At 57.4% G+C, this 17,619-nt stretch carries 13 protein-coding genes and 1 pseudogene; all 14 read right to left on the bottom strand.

The genetic code is table 11. The annotated features are described in order from the left end of the window. Positions 1-628, bottom strand: a pseudogene (locus tag QVP03_RS13760) (sugar nucleotidyltransferase); the annotation flags it as partial. Between the two features lie 67 nt (positions 629-695). Beyond that, on the bottom strand, positions 696-1,868 hold the full coding sequence (locus tag QVP03_RS05475; RefSeq protein WP_018695458.1) for a glycosyltransferase family 4 protein: 1,173 nt from the start codon (positions 1,866-1,868) through the stop codon (positions 696-698). A gap of 81 nt (positions 1,869-1,949) precedes the next feature. Beyond that, positions 1,950-2,855: a hypothetical protein gene (locus QVP03_RS05470; RefSeq protein WP_022332556.1), complete on the bottom strand. Its 906-nt coding sequence runs from the start codon at positions 2,853-2,855 to the stop codon at positions 1,950-1,952. Between the two features lie 55 nt (positions 2,856-2,910). After that, the gene (locus tag QVP03_RS05465; protein WP_022332555.1) at positions 2,911-3,456 is read right to left on the bottom strand and encodes a UpxY family transcription antiterminator; all 546 of its coding nucleotides are present in this window, start codon (positions 3,454-3,456) and stop codon (positions 2,911-2,913) included. A gap of 469 nt (positions 3,457-3,925) precedes the next feature. Beyond that, entirely contained in the window at positions 3,926-5,137 is a 1,212-nt protein-coding gene (locus QVP03_RS05460; RefSeq protein ID WP_022332554.1) for a site-specific integrase, read from the bottom strand. Positions 5,138-5,595: 458 nt separating this feature from the next. Next, positions 5,596-6,882: a YeiH family protein gene (locus QVP03_RS05455; protein ID WP_022332553.1), complete on the bottom strand. Its 1,287-nt coding sequence runs from the start codon at positions 6,880-6,882 to the stop codon at positions 5,596-5,598. Positions 6,883-6,900: 18 nt separating this feature from the next. Continuing rightward, positions 6,901-7,950: a porin gene (locus QVP03_RS05450; protein ID WP_022332552.1), complete on the bottom strand. Its 1,050-nt coding sequence runs from the start codon at positions 7,948-7,950 to the stop codon at positions 6,901-6,903. A gap of 397 nt (positions 7,951-8,347) precedes the next feature. After that, entirely contained in the window at positions 8,348-9,028 is a 681-nt protein-coding gene (locus QVP03_RS05445; RefSeq protein WP_018695464.1) for an ABC transporter ATP-binding protein, read from the bottom strand. 41 nt (positions 9,029-9,069) lie between these two features. Continuing rightward, positions 9,070-11,016 carry an FtsX-like permease family protein gene (locus tag QVP03_RS05440; protein WP_288210660.1) on the bottom strand — a complete coding sequence of 649 codons (1,947 nt, stop codon included), beginning with the start codon at positions 11,014-11,016 and terminating at the stop codon, positions 9,070-9,072. Beyond that, positions 10,899-11,531: a hypothetical protein gene (locus tag QVP03_RS05435; RefSeq protein ID WP_288210659.1), complete on the bottom strand. Its 633-nt coding sequence runs from the start codon at positions 11,529-11,531 to the stop codon at positions 10,899-10,901. Before QVP03_RS05435 ends, QVP03_RS05440 begins: the two co-directional genes overlap by 118 nt. Positions 11,532-11,537: 6 nt before the next feature. Beyond that, entirely contained in the window at positions 11,538-11,774 is a 237-nt protein-coding gene (locus tag QVP03_RS05430; protein WP_288210658.1) for a hypothetical protein, read from the bottom strand. After that, the gene (locus tag QVP03_RS05425) at positions 11,711-13,918 is read right to left on the bottom strand and encodes an ABC transporter permease (protein WP_022332548.1); all 2,208 of its coding nucleotides are present in this window, start codon (positions 13,916-13,918) and stop codon (positions 11,711-11,713) included. Before QVP03_RS05425 ends, QVP03_RS05430 begins: the two co-directional genes overlap by 64 nt. Before the next feature lie 12 nt (positions 13,919-13,930). Next, positions 13,931-16,156: an ABC transporter permease gene (locus QVP03_RS05420; RefSeq protein WP_288210657.1), complete on the bottom strand. Its 2,226-nt coding sequence runs from the start codon at positions 16,154-16,156 to the stop codon at positions 13,931-13,933. Positions 16,157-16,338: 182 nt separating this feature from the next. Further along, positions 16,339-17,601, bottom strand: a complete 1,263-nt coding sequence (locus QVP03_RS05415; RefSeq protein ID WP_018695468.1) for an efflux RND transporter periplasmic adaptor subunit — start codon at positions 17,599-17,601, stop codon at positions 16,339-16,341. Between the last annotated feature and the right edge of the window lie 18 nt (positions 17,602-17,619).

Here is a 17,619-nt window from a genome sequence, read left to right as displayed (position 1 = left end):
GTGATCTCAAGCTCCCCGCGCGCCGAGGGCCGGATACCCTTGGCCACATCCACGACCTTGTTCGGGTAGAAGTACAGGCCCACCACTGCGTAGTTCGATTTCGGGTGCGCCGGTTTCTCTTCGATCGACAGGCAGTTGCCCGCCGCATCGAACTCCGCCACGCCGTAGCGCTGGGGATCCTCGACACGGTAGCCGAAGACCGTAGCCTTGCCATCCTCCTCGGCCGTGCGGACTGCCTCGCGAAGAAGGCCCGTGAAACCGCCTCGCGAAGAAGGCCCGTGAAGCCCGAGCCGTGGAAGATGTTGTCGCCCAGAACCAGACACACGGAGTCATTGCCGATGAAATCCGCGCCGATAAGGAATGCCTGTGCAAGACCGTCCGGGGACGGCTGCTCGGCATACGTGATACGAACCCCGTAGTCGGAGCCGTCGCCCAGCAAACGGCGGAAACCGCCCAGATCCTCTGGCGTAGAGATCAGGAGAATGTCGCGGATGCCAGCCAGCAGCAAGGCCGATAAGGGGTAGTAGACCATCGGCTTGTCGTAAACAGGCAACAGCTGCTTGCTGACACCCTTCGTGATCGGGTACAACCGTGTACCGCTGCCACCTGCCAAGATTATGCCTTTCATTACAATAAGTTAAATCTATATTTTATAAATAATGTGTCCCGGACATACAGGGTCGCGAATAAAAAAATCAAACCTTATCCATGACCTGCTGCAACCAGAAAAAAATTCCGGTACGGCTGATATGGGTCTTGTACCCCAGCCGGCGGATAATGCCCATGAATTTCGTGTCGCGGCGGATATGCCATTGCATGAAATGATACAACCCGAACGTGGCCAGAAGGCTCATGCCGACGACCGCATACAGTTGAACGGCGATTGAAAAACCGGCCGCTTCGAACGCCCACCAGCATAATACGACCGCCGTATTCAATCCCAAGATAGCCAATGTCGTCGCGACATGGGAACAACCCATGTCGATGAACATATGGTGCAGGTGGGTCTTGTCGGGACGGAATGGCGACGAGCCCTTCAGCATACGCGTCGACATCACGCGCAGCGTATCGAACACGGGAACCGACAATACCGCCAGCGTGAACGGTACAAGCCCGACATTGGGGTCGACAAAGGCTGCGACCCGCGAGCCGGATTGCAGGATGGCGATCACGAAGACGGACATGACGGTGCCCATGACCAACGTCCCGCCGTCGCCGATGAACATCTTTGAGGTTTTACCGAAGACATTGTGCAGGAAGAAGGGAATCAAGGCCCCGACCGAAACTACCGCCAGGATGGTCATCGCCTCTTCGCCGGCGAGATGGAAAAGTATGCCGAAGATGGTACAGGCCATGATGCAATAACCCGAAGAAAGACCGTTTACGCCATCCACCAGGTTGATGGCGTTGATAATGCCAACGGTGGCAAAAACAGTCAGGGGGACGGCACACCAGGGAGAGATCGGCCCGATGCCCCACAAACCGTGGAAGTCGTTTATGCAATAGCCGCCGACGAAGACCAGCAGCAGCACGACGACGATCTCGATCAAAAGCCGCAGGGAAGGGGAAAGGTTCAGAATATCGTCCATCGTGCCGGTATAGAGCATCGCCATCATGGCCATGATCACGACGGGCAGTCCGGAGCAGTCCACGACGGCGCTCATGCACCCGATCGCGATCACGACCCCGAAGAAAACGGCGACGCCGCCCAAGACCGGGACAGGCGTACGTTGGAGTTTACGGGCATCCGGATTATCGACAATGTTTTTTAACAGGGCGATCTTCACCAGTTTAGGATGGATCCAGCCGACTAAGAAAAGGGCTATAAAGAAAGGAATGATGACTGTGTAGCAAAGAGGCGTTGCCATACTGATTCATTTTATTATCCGGAAAAGGAAGAGGTTTTACATCGACAGCAATCAAATGGAAAATTCAACAGGCTTTATCATTTATGCGATATGCCGTTCCATTTCAGCCTCCAGTCGCGCCCCGATACTTTCGGCAATACAATGTATGACATAAGAAGTGCAATAATACCATGCGTCGCCGCGCACGGGCAGCGTCAGGCTGTAATCGTACATGAACCGGGCGATCCGCCGCGCTACGGGTTTATCGACAGGGAGGGCATTGCCCTGCAATGCGACCTCGTACATCCGCCCCAGCGTACAGAGGTACCCCTCGTCGAAATTCAGGGGGTCGGCAGGGACACGTACGCACCTGCGGTAATACCCCGTCGCCCGCCTTATCACGGCATCGTTCTCCAAGTCGGGAAACATCCAGGCAACCCGGTTCATCACCCCGATACGTTCCAATGCGACCTCGGACGACACCCCCGGCCAGCAGCCATCAGCATCCAGGGCGAATGTCCAGCCGGCCATCTGCCGTTTCAGGAACAGCAGGTATTCGTCATCGACAGCCGGAGCGGGATAGAGCAGGTCGGCCGCGCACATGCAGACGCCCGTCTGTTGAAACAGACCGTTTTCCGGTCGGGCACCGACGACGCCCACAAAATCCCGGACAAGTGCGTCCGCAGCCCGGTAGCAACAGTTTTTCTTCCGCAGATCGACGGAAAACACCGTTTCGCAGGCAAGCGAATACATGGCATGAACCATCCGGCTACGGATCGCTGTGTCGGGCTCGTGTTCAGAGCGTTCAGACAGCGCCCAGAACAAGCTGTCGATCCTGTTGCGATAGGTTTCCTCCGTACCGAATTCCCCGGCAGGCGCCACGGACGACACCAACCCATAGCCCGCGGCAAAAGCCTTTGCCAACGACACGAGCTGCACATTCGTGGCCTGGGCGGGATCGGCACCCAGCAGCAATGGCAACATTTTCTTCAGGTAATTCGGTGTCATGTCAGTAATTTATCGGAACCGGAATAGTTCCTTTTGCAGGTTTACAGGCCAGGGATCATATTTTTTCGACCAACGCGGACGGAATGGAAGCGGTAGCGACCGCCGTAATGCCGTCGATCTTGACAACGACACGTCTGTCCCGGGTGTTTTTCACCCGCATGAACGTGCCTTCGACACCCATGAATACGCCGTCCTTAATCCTCACCTTGTCGCCTTTCGACAACGCGACCTCTTCGGGCGAAAGGAAAATCACCGGTTCGTCGATATTGGCGGCCACGGCAATAAAATTGCGCATCTGGGACTCGGGCACGGTCATAATCTGGTTCTCGCCGTTTTGCTGATGCATCACATAGCGCAGAATCGGCAGCCTGAATGTCTTCAGGTCGTCGATAACCTCCCGCGTGGAACGGACGAAGATATAGTTGTGCACTGCGGCTTCCCGTACCCGGGAAAACCGGCCCTTGGAATCCCGGCGGCGTACGACCCTTACCGGCACGAAATTCTCGACATGCAGTTTGTCGAGATACTCCTTGGTGGAGAGTTCGCGCTGATAGGTAACCCGAAGCACATACCATTTGGCATCTGTGTCCTGACAGTCCATTATTGTGATCCGTTAAGTCGGGATTCGGCACCCGGGAAAGGCGTACAGTTGAGAAAAAAGCGTTCCATGGGGACATCGAAAACCTCTTAAAACCAAGATTTTCAATCAATTACGCGCCTCCCATAAGAACACTTCCGTATTTTAAAGTGCGGTCTCTATATAAGAGATAGGTCTGTCTTGATTACTATCTGATAATCAATTATATAACATATAATAAAAGTTATTTTTACCGACCTTGTTCGATTATTGTCTGCAAATACCCAAAGTCGGATTAAAAGAGCACTGAATTCATCCACTTGGCGAACAATTCGTGCAGACAATCGGGTCAAAGATGGTAAGTTTTTGATAATCAACTTGTTTTTGCATTGACAAGCGGTGCCGGGAACAAAAATATGATTTAAAAAATTTGGGCATATGCTTTATTTTTAGTACTTTTGCAAAAGTTATGAAGGTCTCTTATATAGAGACCTTACACGTATAAGGATGCTATCAGGCTCCGGTTCGCCTGGTCGATGACGGAGTTTTCGAGCGAAGCCAGGTAAATCTGCGTGGTTTTTTCCGAAGCATGTCCCATTCCCGCACTGATGACCGACAACGGAATGTTATGGTTCCGGGCAGCAGTCGCCCACGTATGCCGCGAGGTATAGGAGGAGAGCGGGACTTCGAGCCCCAGCAAACCGGACAGCTTTTTCAACCGACGATTATAATAGTCAAGGGCCGTACGGTATTGGGAAAACGCCCTGACCGGATCGTCCGAACTGAGCAGCGGAAAAACATAGCCGGATATGCGCCCTGCACCGGCATAGCGCCCGATAAGCTTCGCGATGCAGGGCTCGATACGGATAACGAGGCGCTGCCCGGTCTTGCGGCGAACATAACGGATCGTATCCCCGACGATATCCTGATTCCTCAGGAAGGCAATGTCCACGAATGCCATCCCGCGCGTACAATAACTGAAAATAAAAATATCCCGGGCCAATGCCAGGGACGGGGAATGTGTCAGATCCAGCTGCCGGAGCCGCACGACGACATCCTCGCCGACAGCACGCTTGCAGGTCTGGTCGACACCGGTGTACACATGCCGGAAAGGATCGGCCTGTGGCACGACATCCTCCTTCACGGCCCTATTATAGACCGCACGCAATATCCGCATATAAAACGAGACGGTATTGCGGACAACGCCCCGGCGCCGGAGCCAGTCGTCATACTGCCCCACAAGCCGTTCATCGACGAGCGAAAAGGGAATGTCCCGTCCGCCCAGGAAATCGGAGAAACTCCCGAGTGTCCGCCGGTAGTTGCGCGCCGTCCCCAACTTCCCGTTCGCCTCGAGCCTTGCGGCCTGCGTTTCGACATAGGCGAGCACGGTGCTCCGCCGGGACTTGCGAAACCGATCGACAACATCCCTGAGCGAGTACCCCTCCTGCCGGAATTCGAAATCCCGGATGATCGTATGCAACAGACACAAATCACGGTCGATCCGCTGCTGCACGGACAGCAACGCATGGGCTTCGCCCGAAAGGGGCGTGATGACACACCCGCGCCTTGCATCCCACTGCCGGGGCTGGAGACGCATGGAGGTAGTTACCTGCTGTGATTTGCGCCGATGGCAAAGCTGGTAATATATTACTCCCGCTTTCCCACCGACCGTCGATTCCCTGAGCTTGACTTTTACTGTTGCCATACATTTTAGTTGTTTATGGTTAGAATTGGAATTTTCCACGCCGCCGGAGGTGCACGGATGCATGTCCCGGCGGGATCATGGCAGCAAAACTAACCATCGGACAATTTAAAAAGGCTGAAAAATATGTTATTCGGCCATAACGGCATTGCGTCCAAGGTATTCCGGACAAGAAAATCCCTCGCAGCACAAGGCACTGGCGGACGGGACTCGACAGACGTGTAGGCCGCAAACCGGACAGGCAGGACAGAGCAGGCCACAGACAAACGGAGCCGGCAGGACACGGCGGACAGGACAGCGAACGCACGGAAAGGACGGACGGATCGACGGGGCAGGGTTGGCAGACGGCAGACGACAGACGACAGACGACAGACGACAGACGAGCATTACAGCCCGGCCGGAAGCATGAAAAGCCCCCGGGACAGAAGTTCCGGGGGCTATGGAAAGGCATCTGCCGGGGATTATCCCAGCATCGGTTTCAGTACGCCGAACAGCACGAGCGCGATGAGGAGCGTAACGACGATATTGAAAGTCTGGGCGGCGAGGAACGCCCACAGGAGATTGCGGTTCTCCCGGGAAACGATATCCTTGAGGCGCGTATCGAGCCCCACGCAGACGAAGGCCAGCGAGAAGAATACCGTCGAGAACATTTTGGCGACACCCGGCTCGGCAAGTTTACCCTTGGCATCGGCCGTAAAGAGGCCGTTTCCCTGCAATAGGCTGAACACCAGCGATGCGGCAACGAATCCGATGATGAATTTGGGGAATTTCTCCCACACGATCCCCAGTGACGGGGCCTGCCCGGTCTTATCGCCGCGGCGTGTCGAGAGGTAAAGCGCGATGAAGAACGCCACCACACCGATCAGTACGTTCTGCGCAGCCTTGATGATGACGGCATGCTGGTTGGCCACCTCGCCCACGATCATGCTCGATGCGGCGACACCCGACGTAGTGTCGATCGTACCGCCGATCCACGCCCCGGCAACCTCCTGCACGACATGCGGATCGTCGAAAATATGCGGCAGGATCACATGCGCCAGCCACGGCATCAGATAGATCATCGGCACGACGACGATCAGTACCAACGAAACGATGTACGAAAGTTTCCGGTCGTCGCCGCCCGCCACGCGGGCCGCCGTGATACAGGCCGACACGCCGCAGATCGACACGCCGCTCGAAAGGATCATCGCCGAGCGTTCGTCGACCTTCATGCGGCGCGAAAGCCGGAAGGCGAAGAACCACACGACGGCGACCACCAGGCAGGCCTGCACGAGGCCGAAGACACCCGATTTCATCACATCGCTGAAGAGGATCGTGGCACCGAGGCACACGACGCCGATCTTGATGTAGAATTCACCCTGGATCGCGGGTTTCAGCCACGCGGGAACATGCCACACGTTGCGGATCAGTAACCCGAAGAGCACCGAAAAGAATACCGATTCGAAGCCGTAATACGACACGGAGGGGATCTTGGCGACGATCTGCGCCAGCAACGAGACGGCGAAGACGACCACGAGCGACGCAAGCAGCCCCCTGAGCGGTCGCCGCAGCATCAGGCACCCGGCATAGAGCACCACCAGCACGATGGCGAAGAGACAGGCGATATTGCTCCACGCAGCGCCGCCCAGCAGCGTCGCGGGGACTTTGGGCAGCGCGGAAGGTGCGACCGCGGCCAGCACCAGCAGGGGAATGCTCACCCAGACCACCACCCAGTCCTCGACCCGGAATTGTTCCATCCACTTTTTCATCTTTATTATTTTTTCAGGTTAAAATATGCCGGAGAGCATCAGTGCCACCACATTGCGACCGGCGACACCCCGCGCGGCGAAATCTTCGTAGGTATAATCCAGCTGGCAGCGCAGGTATTTCACAGGTTGCCACGTAAGCCCGGCCGTATAATTGGTCTGGCGGCTCGAACCGCGGGAGCAGTCTTCGAGAAAGGTATCGTACCGCACCGTCGGCAACAATGTCCGGGCCACGCGCCAGCCGGCCACGGCATACCACCCCTCGCTGTCGAGGCCGCCCGTCGTGCCGCAGATGTATTCGCCGCGCAGGACGAGGCGCCCGTAATCGTAGCAGGCACCGGCACCGTAACGGATGCGCTTCAGGTAATCCTCGCCGTACTCGCCCCAGTAGTACGATCCCGCGAACTGCAATCCGGCGACGGGCTTGACCGTAAGGCGCGCCACGATGTCCTTGCTTTTGTTCTTATCCTTGACGTTCAGCCCCTCACCGTTGAAAACGCCGAAGTTGTAGTTCAGGATACTGTATCCGTCGCGCTTGAAAAATCCTCCAAACAGCTGCGCGCCCATGTCGCGGCCAGTGGCCGAAAGCCCGCATAGATCGTTGAAACCCATCAGTTTGCGCAACGAAAGGGGGTATTCGATGAACTCATATCTGAGCGGCACATAGTCGGTATTCTCGATCGAAAAAGGCAGCTTGTATTCGCCCAGCTGGACGTTGAGCTCATCGAACGGTTTGTAACACAGGTAGGCGTCGACGATTTTCGGCGAAGCGAATTCGATCTGGACACGGTAATCCAGTTTCGGAGCGATGGCGCCCGCCAGGTTCAGACGTACGCGTTTGATAAAAAAGGTCGACGAATTGTCGCTCCATTCGTAACCGGTCTGGACATATCCCGAAATTTTCGGCAGGGCGGCCAGCACTTTGTCCCAGGTGGATGTTTTGGCTTTGAGCGCCGCGACTTCCGCCGAAAGTTCCTCAACCGAAGCTGTCGCGGATTGTGTGTCGGGTTGCTGTGCACGAGCGGCTCCAATTACGCCGAGCAGCAGCAATACGGGCAAAATCATTCTCATAAACAAGGTCGTTTGGGTTCACAAAAGTCGTGATTCCGGCGCAAAAGGTCAATACGCGAAAATACCTAAAATGACCCGAAACGGCTCCGGGCGGCATCCGGGGGCGTATAATTACCGGCAATTATGTACTTCGACGTTCCGGAAGCCCATGCCCCGAATCTTTGCATCCTGCCGCTGTTACCCGCAGCCCGTGGCTGCATCGACATGCCCGCCCTTCCCCGGAGCCCCTCCCCGGAAAGGTATTCGGGCCGCACAGTCCGGCACCGCCGCGTGCCGCCCGTACCCCGGAAACACAACAGGCTCCGCACGGGACACGAACAGGGACGGCACAAAAGAGGCCGGAATACTCCGGCCTCCCCGCTTATGGAATGAACTTTTTATCGGTCAGGGACAGGAATTACAGTTTGTTGGCGAGATCCTTGACCAGCTCGCCGTCGAACAGGTGCAGCACCCGGTGCGCGTAAGTCGAATCGTGCTGCGAGTGGGTCACCATGATGACGGTCGTACCCTCGCGGTTCAGCTCCGAAAGCAGTTCCATCACCTCGCGGCCATTCTTCGAGTCGAGGTTACCCGTGGGCTCGTCGGCCAGGATCAGCTTGGGGTTCGACACCACGGCACGGGCGATGGCCACACGTTGCTGCTGTCCGCCCGAGAGCTGCTGGGGGAAGTGTTCGGCGCGGTGCGAAATATTCATGCGGCTCAGGATCTCGTTGACACGACGCTTGCGCTCGGACGCCTTGACGCGCATGTAGATCAACGGCAGCTCGACGTTCTCGAAGACATTCAGTTCGTCGATCAGGTTGAACGACTGGAAGACAAACCCGATATTCCCCTTGCGGAATTTCGTGCGGTCTTTCTCCTTGAACCCGGCGACCTCGTGGTCGAGCAGCGTATAGCTGCCCGAGGTGGGATTGTCCAGAAGCCCCAGGATATTGAGCAGCGTGGACTTGCCGCAGCCCGAGGGACCCATGACGGCGACGAATTCACCCTCCTTCACTTCGAACGTCACGCCGTTCAGTGCGATGGTCTCGATCTCTTCGGTACGGAAAACCTTCTTGAGGTTCTCAACTTTCAGCATTGACATAACAAACAGGTTTTTATTGTTGATATTGATTTGATTTATTCGGATTTCACGGATTCGGCCGGGTTTTCGTTAACGGCATGCCACGAGCGGACGGTGACGGTGAGTGCCGTGACGGCCAGCACCCCCGCCAGTGCCAGGGCAAAGACCCACCAATACAGCGGCACGGCATAGGCGAAGCCTGCGAGCCAGTGCCTGACGGCCCAGATGCTTACCGGGACAGCCAGCACGAAACACACGGCGACCAGCATGACGTAGCGGCGGTTGAACATGGCGAGGATTTCGCCCCGCGAAGCCCCCATTACCCGGCGCACGGCGATTTCGCGGCGGCGGTGCTGTGTCTCGAACAGCACCAGCCCGAAGACGCCCATCAGGGCGATCACGACGGCCAACAGCGCGAACAGCCCGACGATGGCCGTCAGTTTGCGTTCGTTGTCGTACTCGAGGCCCAGCTCCTCGTCGAAAACACGGACGACGATATCGCCCGGCTCCGTGCGGGGATCGACCTCCGCGATACAGCGGCGGATATGGGCGGTAACAGCCGCAATATCGGCTCCGGGCGTCATCCGCACATAGACCACATGAGGCAGGTGCCAGTAATTTTCCTGCTGGATTTTCTTCGGAAGAAGATAGAAACAGAAGGGCGATACACCGTATTGCAGGGGCTTGAAGTTGAAATCAGCACAGAAACCTACAATTTGCTCGTCGGGCGACACGAAACCGTTGATACGGTCGCCGACCTGCATTTCAAATTCCCGCCGCGCCGCTTCGTTGAAAATCATCGTTCCGAGTTCCTTGTCGAAGTCGCTCTCCAGGAAATCGCGTCCGTCGGTAATCGGGATACCCATCACGCGCAAGAAATCAGGTTGTACGACATAACTCTGGAAAGCGACCTGACGGCCCTTGAACTCCCGGCCCCAGCCCATACGCCCGACCGACACCAAACGACTCGTAGCTCCCGTAACATCCTTTACCTGAGGGTCGGATAGAAGTTTCTGCCGAAGGGCGTCATAACTTACCGCCCCACGTTCGGAAAGCCGCACGGCGAGGAGGTTTTCCTTGTCGAAACCCATGTCATAGTGCATCATGTAGTCGTGTTGCAGGCGAATGAAACTGGTCGCGATGATCAGCCCGATGGAGATGAAGAACTGCACGCCCAGCAGCAGCGTACGCAGCCGGCGGCCGCTGCGGGTTCCGCCGAAGGATCCCTTGACGACCAGCGCCGGGGCGAACGACGTGATATACCACGCCGGGTAGAGGCTGGCGGCGAGCGCCATGACGAAAGCTACAACGGCTACCAGCCCCACGACTTCCAAATTCTGCGACAGCGCCAGCGATGCGGAAATGTAGCTGGCGAATTCGGTGCCCTGCAAGGCAAAGGAAACGTACCAGGCCGCCAGCAAAGCGATCAGGACGAGCCCGAACGCCTCGAAAACGAAATTGAAGCGCAGCGACGACGCGGGAGCGCCGAAGACCTTGAACGTATTGACGGTACGGATGCGCACCGGCACCAGCGCGAAGAAGAAGTTGACGAAATTGATGAAAGCCAGCACGATAACCAACACGGCAATACCCAGCAGGGTATAGGTCGTGACGACAGACCCCTGCCGGCAGGGTGCCTGTGAATCCGACTCGAAATAGAGTTCCGATACCGGAGAAAGGCGCACGCCGTAGATACCCGATTCGTCGTCGTCATCTGCGGCGTCCCCGGCCGCCGCACGTTTCTCGGCCGCCTCGCGCTGCATCTCCTGGTTCACGTTCGTCCACTGGCGCGCAAACTCGTCGGGATCGGCACCGGGCCTGAATTTGACGAAATAATTGAAACTCCACTCCGAAGTGGTATAAAGGTTCGTTTCGCCCAGATTTTTCACCACCTCGCACTCTCCCAGCAACGAATTGTCCGGAAAGTCTTCGAAAACCGCCACGACTTCCATCGCCCCGTCGGGCTGGGGTTCGTCGGTGTCGACCCATATGAGGCTGCCCACGCCGACCCGCATCCGTTCGGCCGCCTCGCGGGAAACGATGACGCTCTTCGGTTTTCCGAGGGCCTGACGCTCTTCGGTTTTCCGAGGTCATGCACATCGCCCTCGACCGAACGGAAAGCGAAAACATCGAGGAAAGGCAGCGATACCGAACCGCAGGAAGCAGAAAACTTATTATACCCGAACGAAGGCTCGTTGCTCGTCCAACAGGTTCCGGAGCCGAAACCGCCCCACATGCAGCCCCCGACTTCGACCCCCGCCGTCGAAGCGATGACACGCTCGGGCACCGGCCGGTTAAGCCACGACGACCATTTCCCGGGCTCGTACCAGTCCTCGTTCTCCACGAGATAAATACGGTCGGCTTCGTGCAGCGAGCGGTTGTAACCCAGCTCCCACCAGACCTGCGTCATGATGACGTAGAACGCGGTAAATGCCAGCGTCAGGCCTATGACGTTCAGCAGCGACGAGATTTTGTAGCGCCGCAGCGTAGTCAGAAAATTACGAAATGCGATCTTCATAACACACTATTCGGTTTTAATCATGTTAATCGGGTTGGCATTGGCGATGCGCCACGTGCGGACGAGCTGCACGGTGCAGACGATCAACAGCACCACTGCCCCGCACAGGGCGAAGAGCCACCAGCGGAGCGCCACACGCTCGACGAAGTTGCTGACCAGCAGGTCTGCACCCCAGCGGCTTACGGCGGGCGCCCCCAGCGCCTTACGGCGGCCCCGACGACCACGGACGGAACGGCGATCCACAGCACGTCGCGCGCCAACAGGCGCAGCACGTCGGCCGTCGAAGCCCCGTTGACCTTGCGCAGGGCGATCTCCTTGCTGCGGCGGCGCATCTCGTCGCCCAGATAGCCCACGAGCCCCATCAGGGCGATAAGCAGGGTGATGCCGCTCACGGTAAAGACGATATTGCGGAAACTGCGTATCTCGAAAAGGATGGGGCCCAGTTTGTTGTCGTAAACTTCGAGCGTATGATTGTTGCCCGAAGGGTATTCTCCGATCTTGCGCTGCACGGCCTCCAGCGACTCGGGCGACATCCCGCGCAGGCGGATCATCAAGAAATAGTCCAGCATATAATCGTCCGTGGCACCGAACTTCTGGAAATAGCTGAACGGATGGAACACGATCGGCTCGACCTCTCCCGTAGCCACGACCGTCCGGAAATCCTTTACGACGCCCACGATCGTATAAAGAGGAGCCCCGGGCGAGGAGTCGTCGGTAATCTGATGCCCCAATGCCTGTTCGGGCGTCCATCCGCGCATACGGACGTAGGTTTCGTTTACGATCGCCTCCAGGGGGTTGCTCGAAGGCGTAAAGTTCCGGCCGCCGACAAGGTGCATCCGCATCGCAGGTATAAAGCCCTCGTTGCAAAGCAGCCAGCGGCAGGAGAAAAGCAATTCCTTGGAGTTTTCGTCGATGCAGGGCATTCCCGAATATCCCCAAAGCGGCACCTCGAGCGAAGCTCCGGCAGCGTCGACTTCGGGTAGCGAAGCAACGGCGTCGCAGACCGAAGAAATGTTGCCCAAAGGCGTTTTGACATATGTATATACGATACGGTCATGTTCGAACCCGAAATCGCCGTTGCGGAGTTTATCGAACTGCAACACGGCCAATAACAGGAGCGTAAGCGTAAACGTACAACTGACGATCTCGGCCACCAGCAGCGTCTGTTTCCACCGGCGGCGGTTGTCGCTGACCCCGCGGAACGCCAATGTCACGGGAACCGAAGTGAAAAAACGCGACGGGATAAGCGCGGCAAGGGCAAAGGCGGCAAGGATGACGAGCAACGGCACCCAAATGCGCTTCAGGGCGAAGAGTTCGGACATCGGCGTCCCGGTAATCTCCAGCACCTGATCCTGCAGGGCCCACAACAGGAATCCGGCCACGATGACCGAAGCGAAGGTCAGGATGGCGGTCTCGGAACAGAAAATGCGGAAGATGTCCGAAGACCGGGCACCCCCGACCTTGAGCATGGCGATGGTCTTCGAGCGGCTTACCAACGTCGAAATCGAAATCAGCACATAGTTCATCGACGCAACGAAAAGCGTAAGGGCCGCAAGTGCCATCAACACCCATGCGATCAGCCCGGCGGAAGTATTTATGCGCGAAGACTCCGTGATCGGGAAAAACCGGTAGCTGCGGTTCCAGGCTTTCATATCCTCGGTGAATCCGTGGCGGTCGAAAAATGTGGGAAGCTGCGCTTCGACCTCGGCGACGGACGCCCCTTTGTGGAGTTTGACATAACTCGGGAACGAATCGCCGCCCCGCCACGACGTATTGAGGTCGCGCTTCACAATTTCGAACGAACAGAGCATATTGAAACCGCCGAGGTGCTGGTTGGGATTCGGGTCGCGGAAAAGCCCCATGACCGTCAGCGAATCGGTGCCGTTCAGCAATACCAACTGCCCCACGGGATCCTTACGACCGAAGATCGTGCGGGAAAAAGACTCCGCAAGCATCACCTGGTCGGCATGGAGCAGGATCTCTTTGGGGTTGCCGTTCATCGGTTCGAATCCCAGCACGTCGAAAAACATCGTATCGGCGTATATATACTTTGCCTGGAAAGCATTATCACCCCGCACGATGTCGGATGTGCGCGGCCCGAACAGGCGTGTGGCGGCTTCGACCTGCGGAACCTCTTCGGCCAGCGCCGGGGCGATGGGGGCATTGAGCTGCGGACTGTACCCGCTGTGCTGCGGATCGGCATAATGAGCCCACAGTTGGAATATCCGCTCCCGGTCGGGGAAACAACGGTCGGAGGTGAGGTTGTAATTGGCATACGAAAAGACCAGCAGACCGACGGCCAGCCCCAGCGAAAGCGACACCACGCGGGCAAGGGTGCCGCCGCGCAGTTTACGCAGGTAACGTAATGCGAATAGGAAATTCTTCATTCGGGTCTGTCTTTAGTTTTTAATCGAGTCGATCGGGTTGGAATCGGCCGCACGGCTGCTCTGCCAGAAGACGGCAACGAATGCCACCACGGTGGCAAAAGCCCCCGAGGCCAGGAAAATGAGGGGAGAGAGCGAAATCCGGACGCTGTAATCCTGCAGCCAGCGTTCGAGCAGGTACCACGCCACGGGCACGGCGATGACGAACGCCGCGCCGACCAGCCGCATGAAGTTGCCCACCAGGCGCGTGAGCACCTCACCGCGCGTCGAGCCGAAGACCTTGCGGACAGCGACCTCCTGCTCCTTCTGCTGGATGTAGTAAGTCGACATGGCCACCAGACCGAGCGCCGAGATCAGGATCGCCACGAGCGTGAAGATACCGACGATGTGCAGGATGCGCCGCTGATCGGCATAGTCGGCTTCGATTTCCTGCTCGATATACTCCGCCCCGGTAAAGACCGCACCGTCGGAAATACGTTCGAAGACCGATTTGACCGTATTGTAGGCCACGGTCTTGTCCCCGCGGATTTTGACCAGGATATTCCACGGGTACATATCCGCAATGTCGTCCGTCTGCCACAGCATCGCCGATTGGGGCTTGTCGAGCGCCGACCCGATCTGGAAATCGCGGTAGATACCTGCGATTTGGTAGGGATAAGAGTAATCCATGCCTACCTTGAATTCTTCGGCGTCCTCCGCAATACCCAGTTCCCGCAGGGCGTGCTGGTTGATGAAGACCATATTGTCGTCGTTCATACGGGCGAGGTGGTTGTCGCGCAGCCGCTCCAGCCCCAGTATCCGGAAATAGGTCGAATCGCCGATGAATATCTGGAATCCGATCATCCGGTCGGGGCCATACTGCATCGTATTGTTGTTGCCCCGGTCGTGGGGCGTACCGCAGCCCAGGGCGACGGCCTCGACACACGGCTCGCGCAACAGCTCCTCGCGGAACTGCGCAATCTGTTTTTTCCCGAGGAAAATTTCGGTCGAGATATCGAGTATGTCGGCCGTATTGTACCCCATCGGCGCCGAAATCAGGTGGCGGATCTGCAGGCCGATGGTCAGCGAGGTGGCGATCAGGACAATGGTGATGACGTTCTGGATCGTGATAAGCACCTTGCTGTAAAACATCTTGGTGCGGTGGCGGAACGATCCCCGGACGATGTCCACGGGTTTGTAGCGCGACACCATCATCGCCGGGATAAAGCCCGCAACGACGCCCAGCACCACGATAAACGCGGCATAGCAAGCCACGACGGCAGGCGTCATATCCTGCCAGACGCCGATTTTCGACCCCAGCAGCCGCGAAGCGCCGGGCTCCACCGCGGCTGCCAGGAAAAGCGCGATGACGAACGCCACGACACACAGGAATGTCGATTCGAGGATCAGTTTGAGGATGATTTCGCCGCGCGAGGCGCCCAGCAGCCGGCGGGCGGCCATCTCCTTGGCGCGAAACCCGGTCTGGGCAACCGTCAGGTTGATATAATTCATCACGGCGAAGAGCAGGATGACGGCGCCCACACCGAAAAGGATCATCACGAAGGGCCAACTGCCGTAGTTGAACCCCCCATCATTATTCTGGGATAAAAAATAGACATCGCGCAAAGGCGTAAGGGTCACATGCTGATAGACATTGCCCTTGTAGATCCAGTATATCTCTTTGAAATAATCAAGCATATCGGGTATCTTGGCCGTCAGGTCGGCACCGGGACGCGCCAGGATGAAAGTCGTCACGGCACCGGAATTACTCATATGCTCGTCATTGGCCGAATTGATATCGCAGAGGCGCTCGGCCCGCATGACGATGTCCATATTGGGAATCACCGAGCGGTCGATATCCCGCACCACGCCGCTCACAACGTACGACTTTTCCTCGTCGGGGAAGCGGATCACCTGCCCCATCGGGTTGAACGTGCCGAAAACCTTGCGGGCGAACGACTCGGAAAGCACCACGTTGTCGCGCGAGGCGAGGGCTTGCTCCCGGTCGCCCTCCAGCAGTTCGAAATCGAATATCCGGAAAAAGTCGTATCGGCGAAGAGGATCGTCGCCGAATATTTCCCCTGTCCGGCCTCGACGGGCTGCATGGCATCGGTGGACTGTCCCGACACCGCGACGGCGCAGGTCGATTCGATCTCGGGATAACGGTCGCGCAGGTATTTCTGCAGGTAATAACCGCTCGTAATGCGCTCCTCGTTGCCGATGACATAAATGCGGTCGGCCTTGGCGTGGTAGTCGTCGCACGTAAGTTGCCGAAGGGTGTAGTCGGCGATCAGGATCACGAACATCAGCGAGACGGACAACCCGAAGATATTGATGGCCGCATAGAGCTTGTTGCGCCCCAGGAAGTTGAAAAACGAGCGGAAATTGAGTTGACGGAACATATTATTCGGTTTTGACGGGTGCGGAGAAATTTCAGCGGAAAATTATTTATTGAGGATCAGCACGTCGTTCGAGCCGTAATTCTCATAGCCCGAAACGATGACCCGCTCGCCCGGCTCCAGCCCGTCGAGCACCTCGTAATACTGCGGGTTCTGGCGGCCGATGCGGATGGGGCGTTTATAAGCCTTGTCGCCCTCGGGCGCAAGGACATAGATCCATGCGCCGCCCGTAGTCTGGTAGAACGACCCGCGGGGGATGATGACCGCCTCGGTAGGCTGCCCCAGTTCGAGATGCAGGTAGTAGGTCTGGCCGCTGCGTATGTTCTCGGGATGGTCGCCCAGGAAGGTGAAGTCGGCTCGGAACTGGCCGCTGCGCACCTCGGGATAGACTTTGCGCAGGCGCACCTTGTAGTCGGTGCCCTGACGGTCGAAGGTGGCTTCGAGGCCGGCACGCACACGGTCGATGTAGCTCTCGTCGATCTGTGCCTCGACCTTGTAGTCCGACAAGTCGTTGATCTGCCCGATCTTCTGCCCCGTGGAGACCGACTGCCCGAGCACGATGTCCAGCAGACCGACTTCGCCGTCGATCGGCGACTTGACGTTGAGGTTGCCGATGCGCTCGCGGATGAGCTGCATGTTGCGCTTCATGTTGTCGAGGTTCTCCTCCATCTGCTCGATCTGCACCGAACGGTAGAGCGAATCCTGCACCTGCCGCTCGATGTTCAGCTCGCGTTTCTTTTCGGCCAGTTCGTAGTCCTCCTTCGACTGCAACCACTCCTCGCGGGCGATCAGGGCGTTCCTGTAAAGCTCCTCGTTCTGCTGCCAGGCCCGCTTCTTGCGCGACACGTCGAGATCCAGCTGCGCCTTGTCCTGCCGCAGCGAGAGTTTCTCCTGCTCCATCGAGATCAGCGTATTGCGCAGGATGTTCTGCTTTTCGGCCAGCTCGGCCTCGCTGTTCAGGATTTCGAGCGTGAGCGACGTGTTACTCAGCACGACCAGCACATCGCCCTTTTTGACGGAGGTACCCTCCTCGACCACAAGCCGCTCGACGATGCCCGCTTCGAGGGGACTGAGCTGCACGGTGGTGATGGGCTGCACCTGCCCGGTGACGCGGATGTAGTCGTTGAATTCACCGCTCACGACCTGCCCGACGGAAATCGTACGGGCATCGACGCGCAGCGTCGAGGAGTTGTCGCGCAACAGGAGCCACAACACGAAGACCAGGAACAGCGCCCCGGCCAGATAGGGGATGCCTTTTTTGGTAAACAGGGCGCGGATGCCCTTTTTCTTTTCGATACGGATGTCCATATTATTTTCTGTTTTTTC

Source organism: Alistipes sp. CAG:29, assembly GCF_000435435.1.
Taxonomy (GTDB): Bacteria; Bacteroidota; Bacteroidia; order Bacteroidales; family Rikenellaceae; genus Alistipes; species Alistipes onderdonkii.
The sequence above is the reverse complement of the archived record's forward strand: the minus strand, read 5'-3'. Positions and strand labels throughout refer to the sequence as shown.

Coding starts and splice junctions, on each gene's coding strand:
- QVP03_RS05475 (WP_018695458.1), bottom strand. CDS start 1,868: ATGGCAACGCCTCTTTGCTACACAGTCATCATTCCTTTCTTTATAGCC.
- QVP03_RS05470 (WP_022332556.1), bottom strand. CDS start 2,855: ATGACACCGAATTACCTGAAGAAAATGTTGCCATTGCTGCTGGGTGCC.
- QVP03_RS05465 (WP_022332555.1), bottom strand. CDS start 3,456: ATGGACTGTCAGGACACAGATGCCAAATGGTATGTGCTTCGGGTTACC.
- QVP03_RS05460 (WP_022332554.1), bottom strand. CDS start 5,137: ATGGCAACAGTAAAAGTCAAGCTCAGGGAATCGACGGTCGGTGGGAAA.
- QVP03_RS05455 (WP_022332553.1), bottom strand. CDS start 6,882: ATGAAAAAGTGGATGGAACAATTCCGGGTCGAGGACTGGGTGGTGGTC.
- QVP03_RS05450 (WP_022332552.1), bottom strand. CDS start 7,950: ATGAGAATGATTTTGCCCGTATTGCTGCTGCTCGGCGTAATTGGAGCC.
- QVP03_RS05445 (WP_018695464.1), bottom strand. CDS start 9,028: ATGCTGAAAGTTGAGAACCTCAAGAAGGTTTTCCGTACCGAAGAGATC.
- QVP03_RS05435 (WP_288210659.1), bottom strand. CDS start 11,531: ATGAAGATCGCATTTCGTAATTTTCTGACTACGCTGCGGCGCTACAAA.
- QVP03_RS05425 (WP_022332548.1), bottom strand. CDS start 13,918: ATGAAGAATTTCCTATTCGCATTACGTTACCTGCGTAAACTGCGCGGC.
- QVP03_RS05415 (WP_018695468.1), bottom strand. CDS start 17,601: ATGGACATCCGTATCGAAAAGAAAAAGGGCATCCGCGCCCTGTTTACC.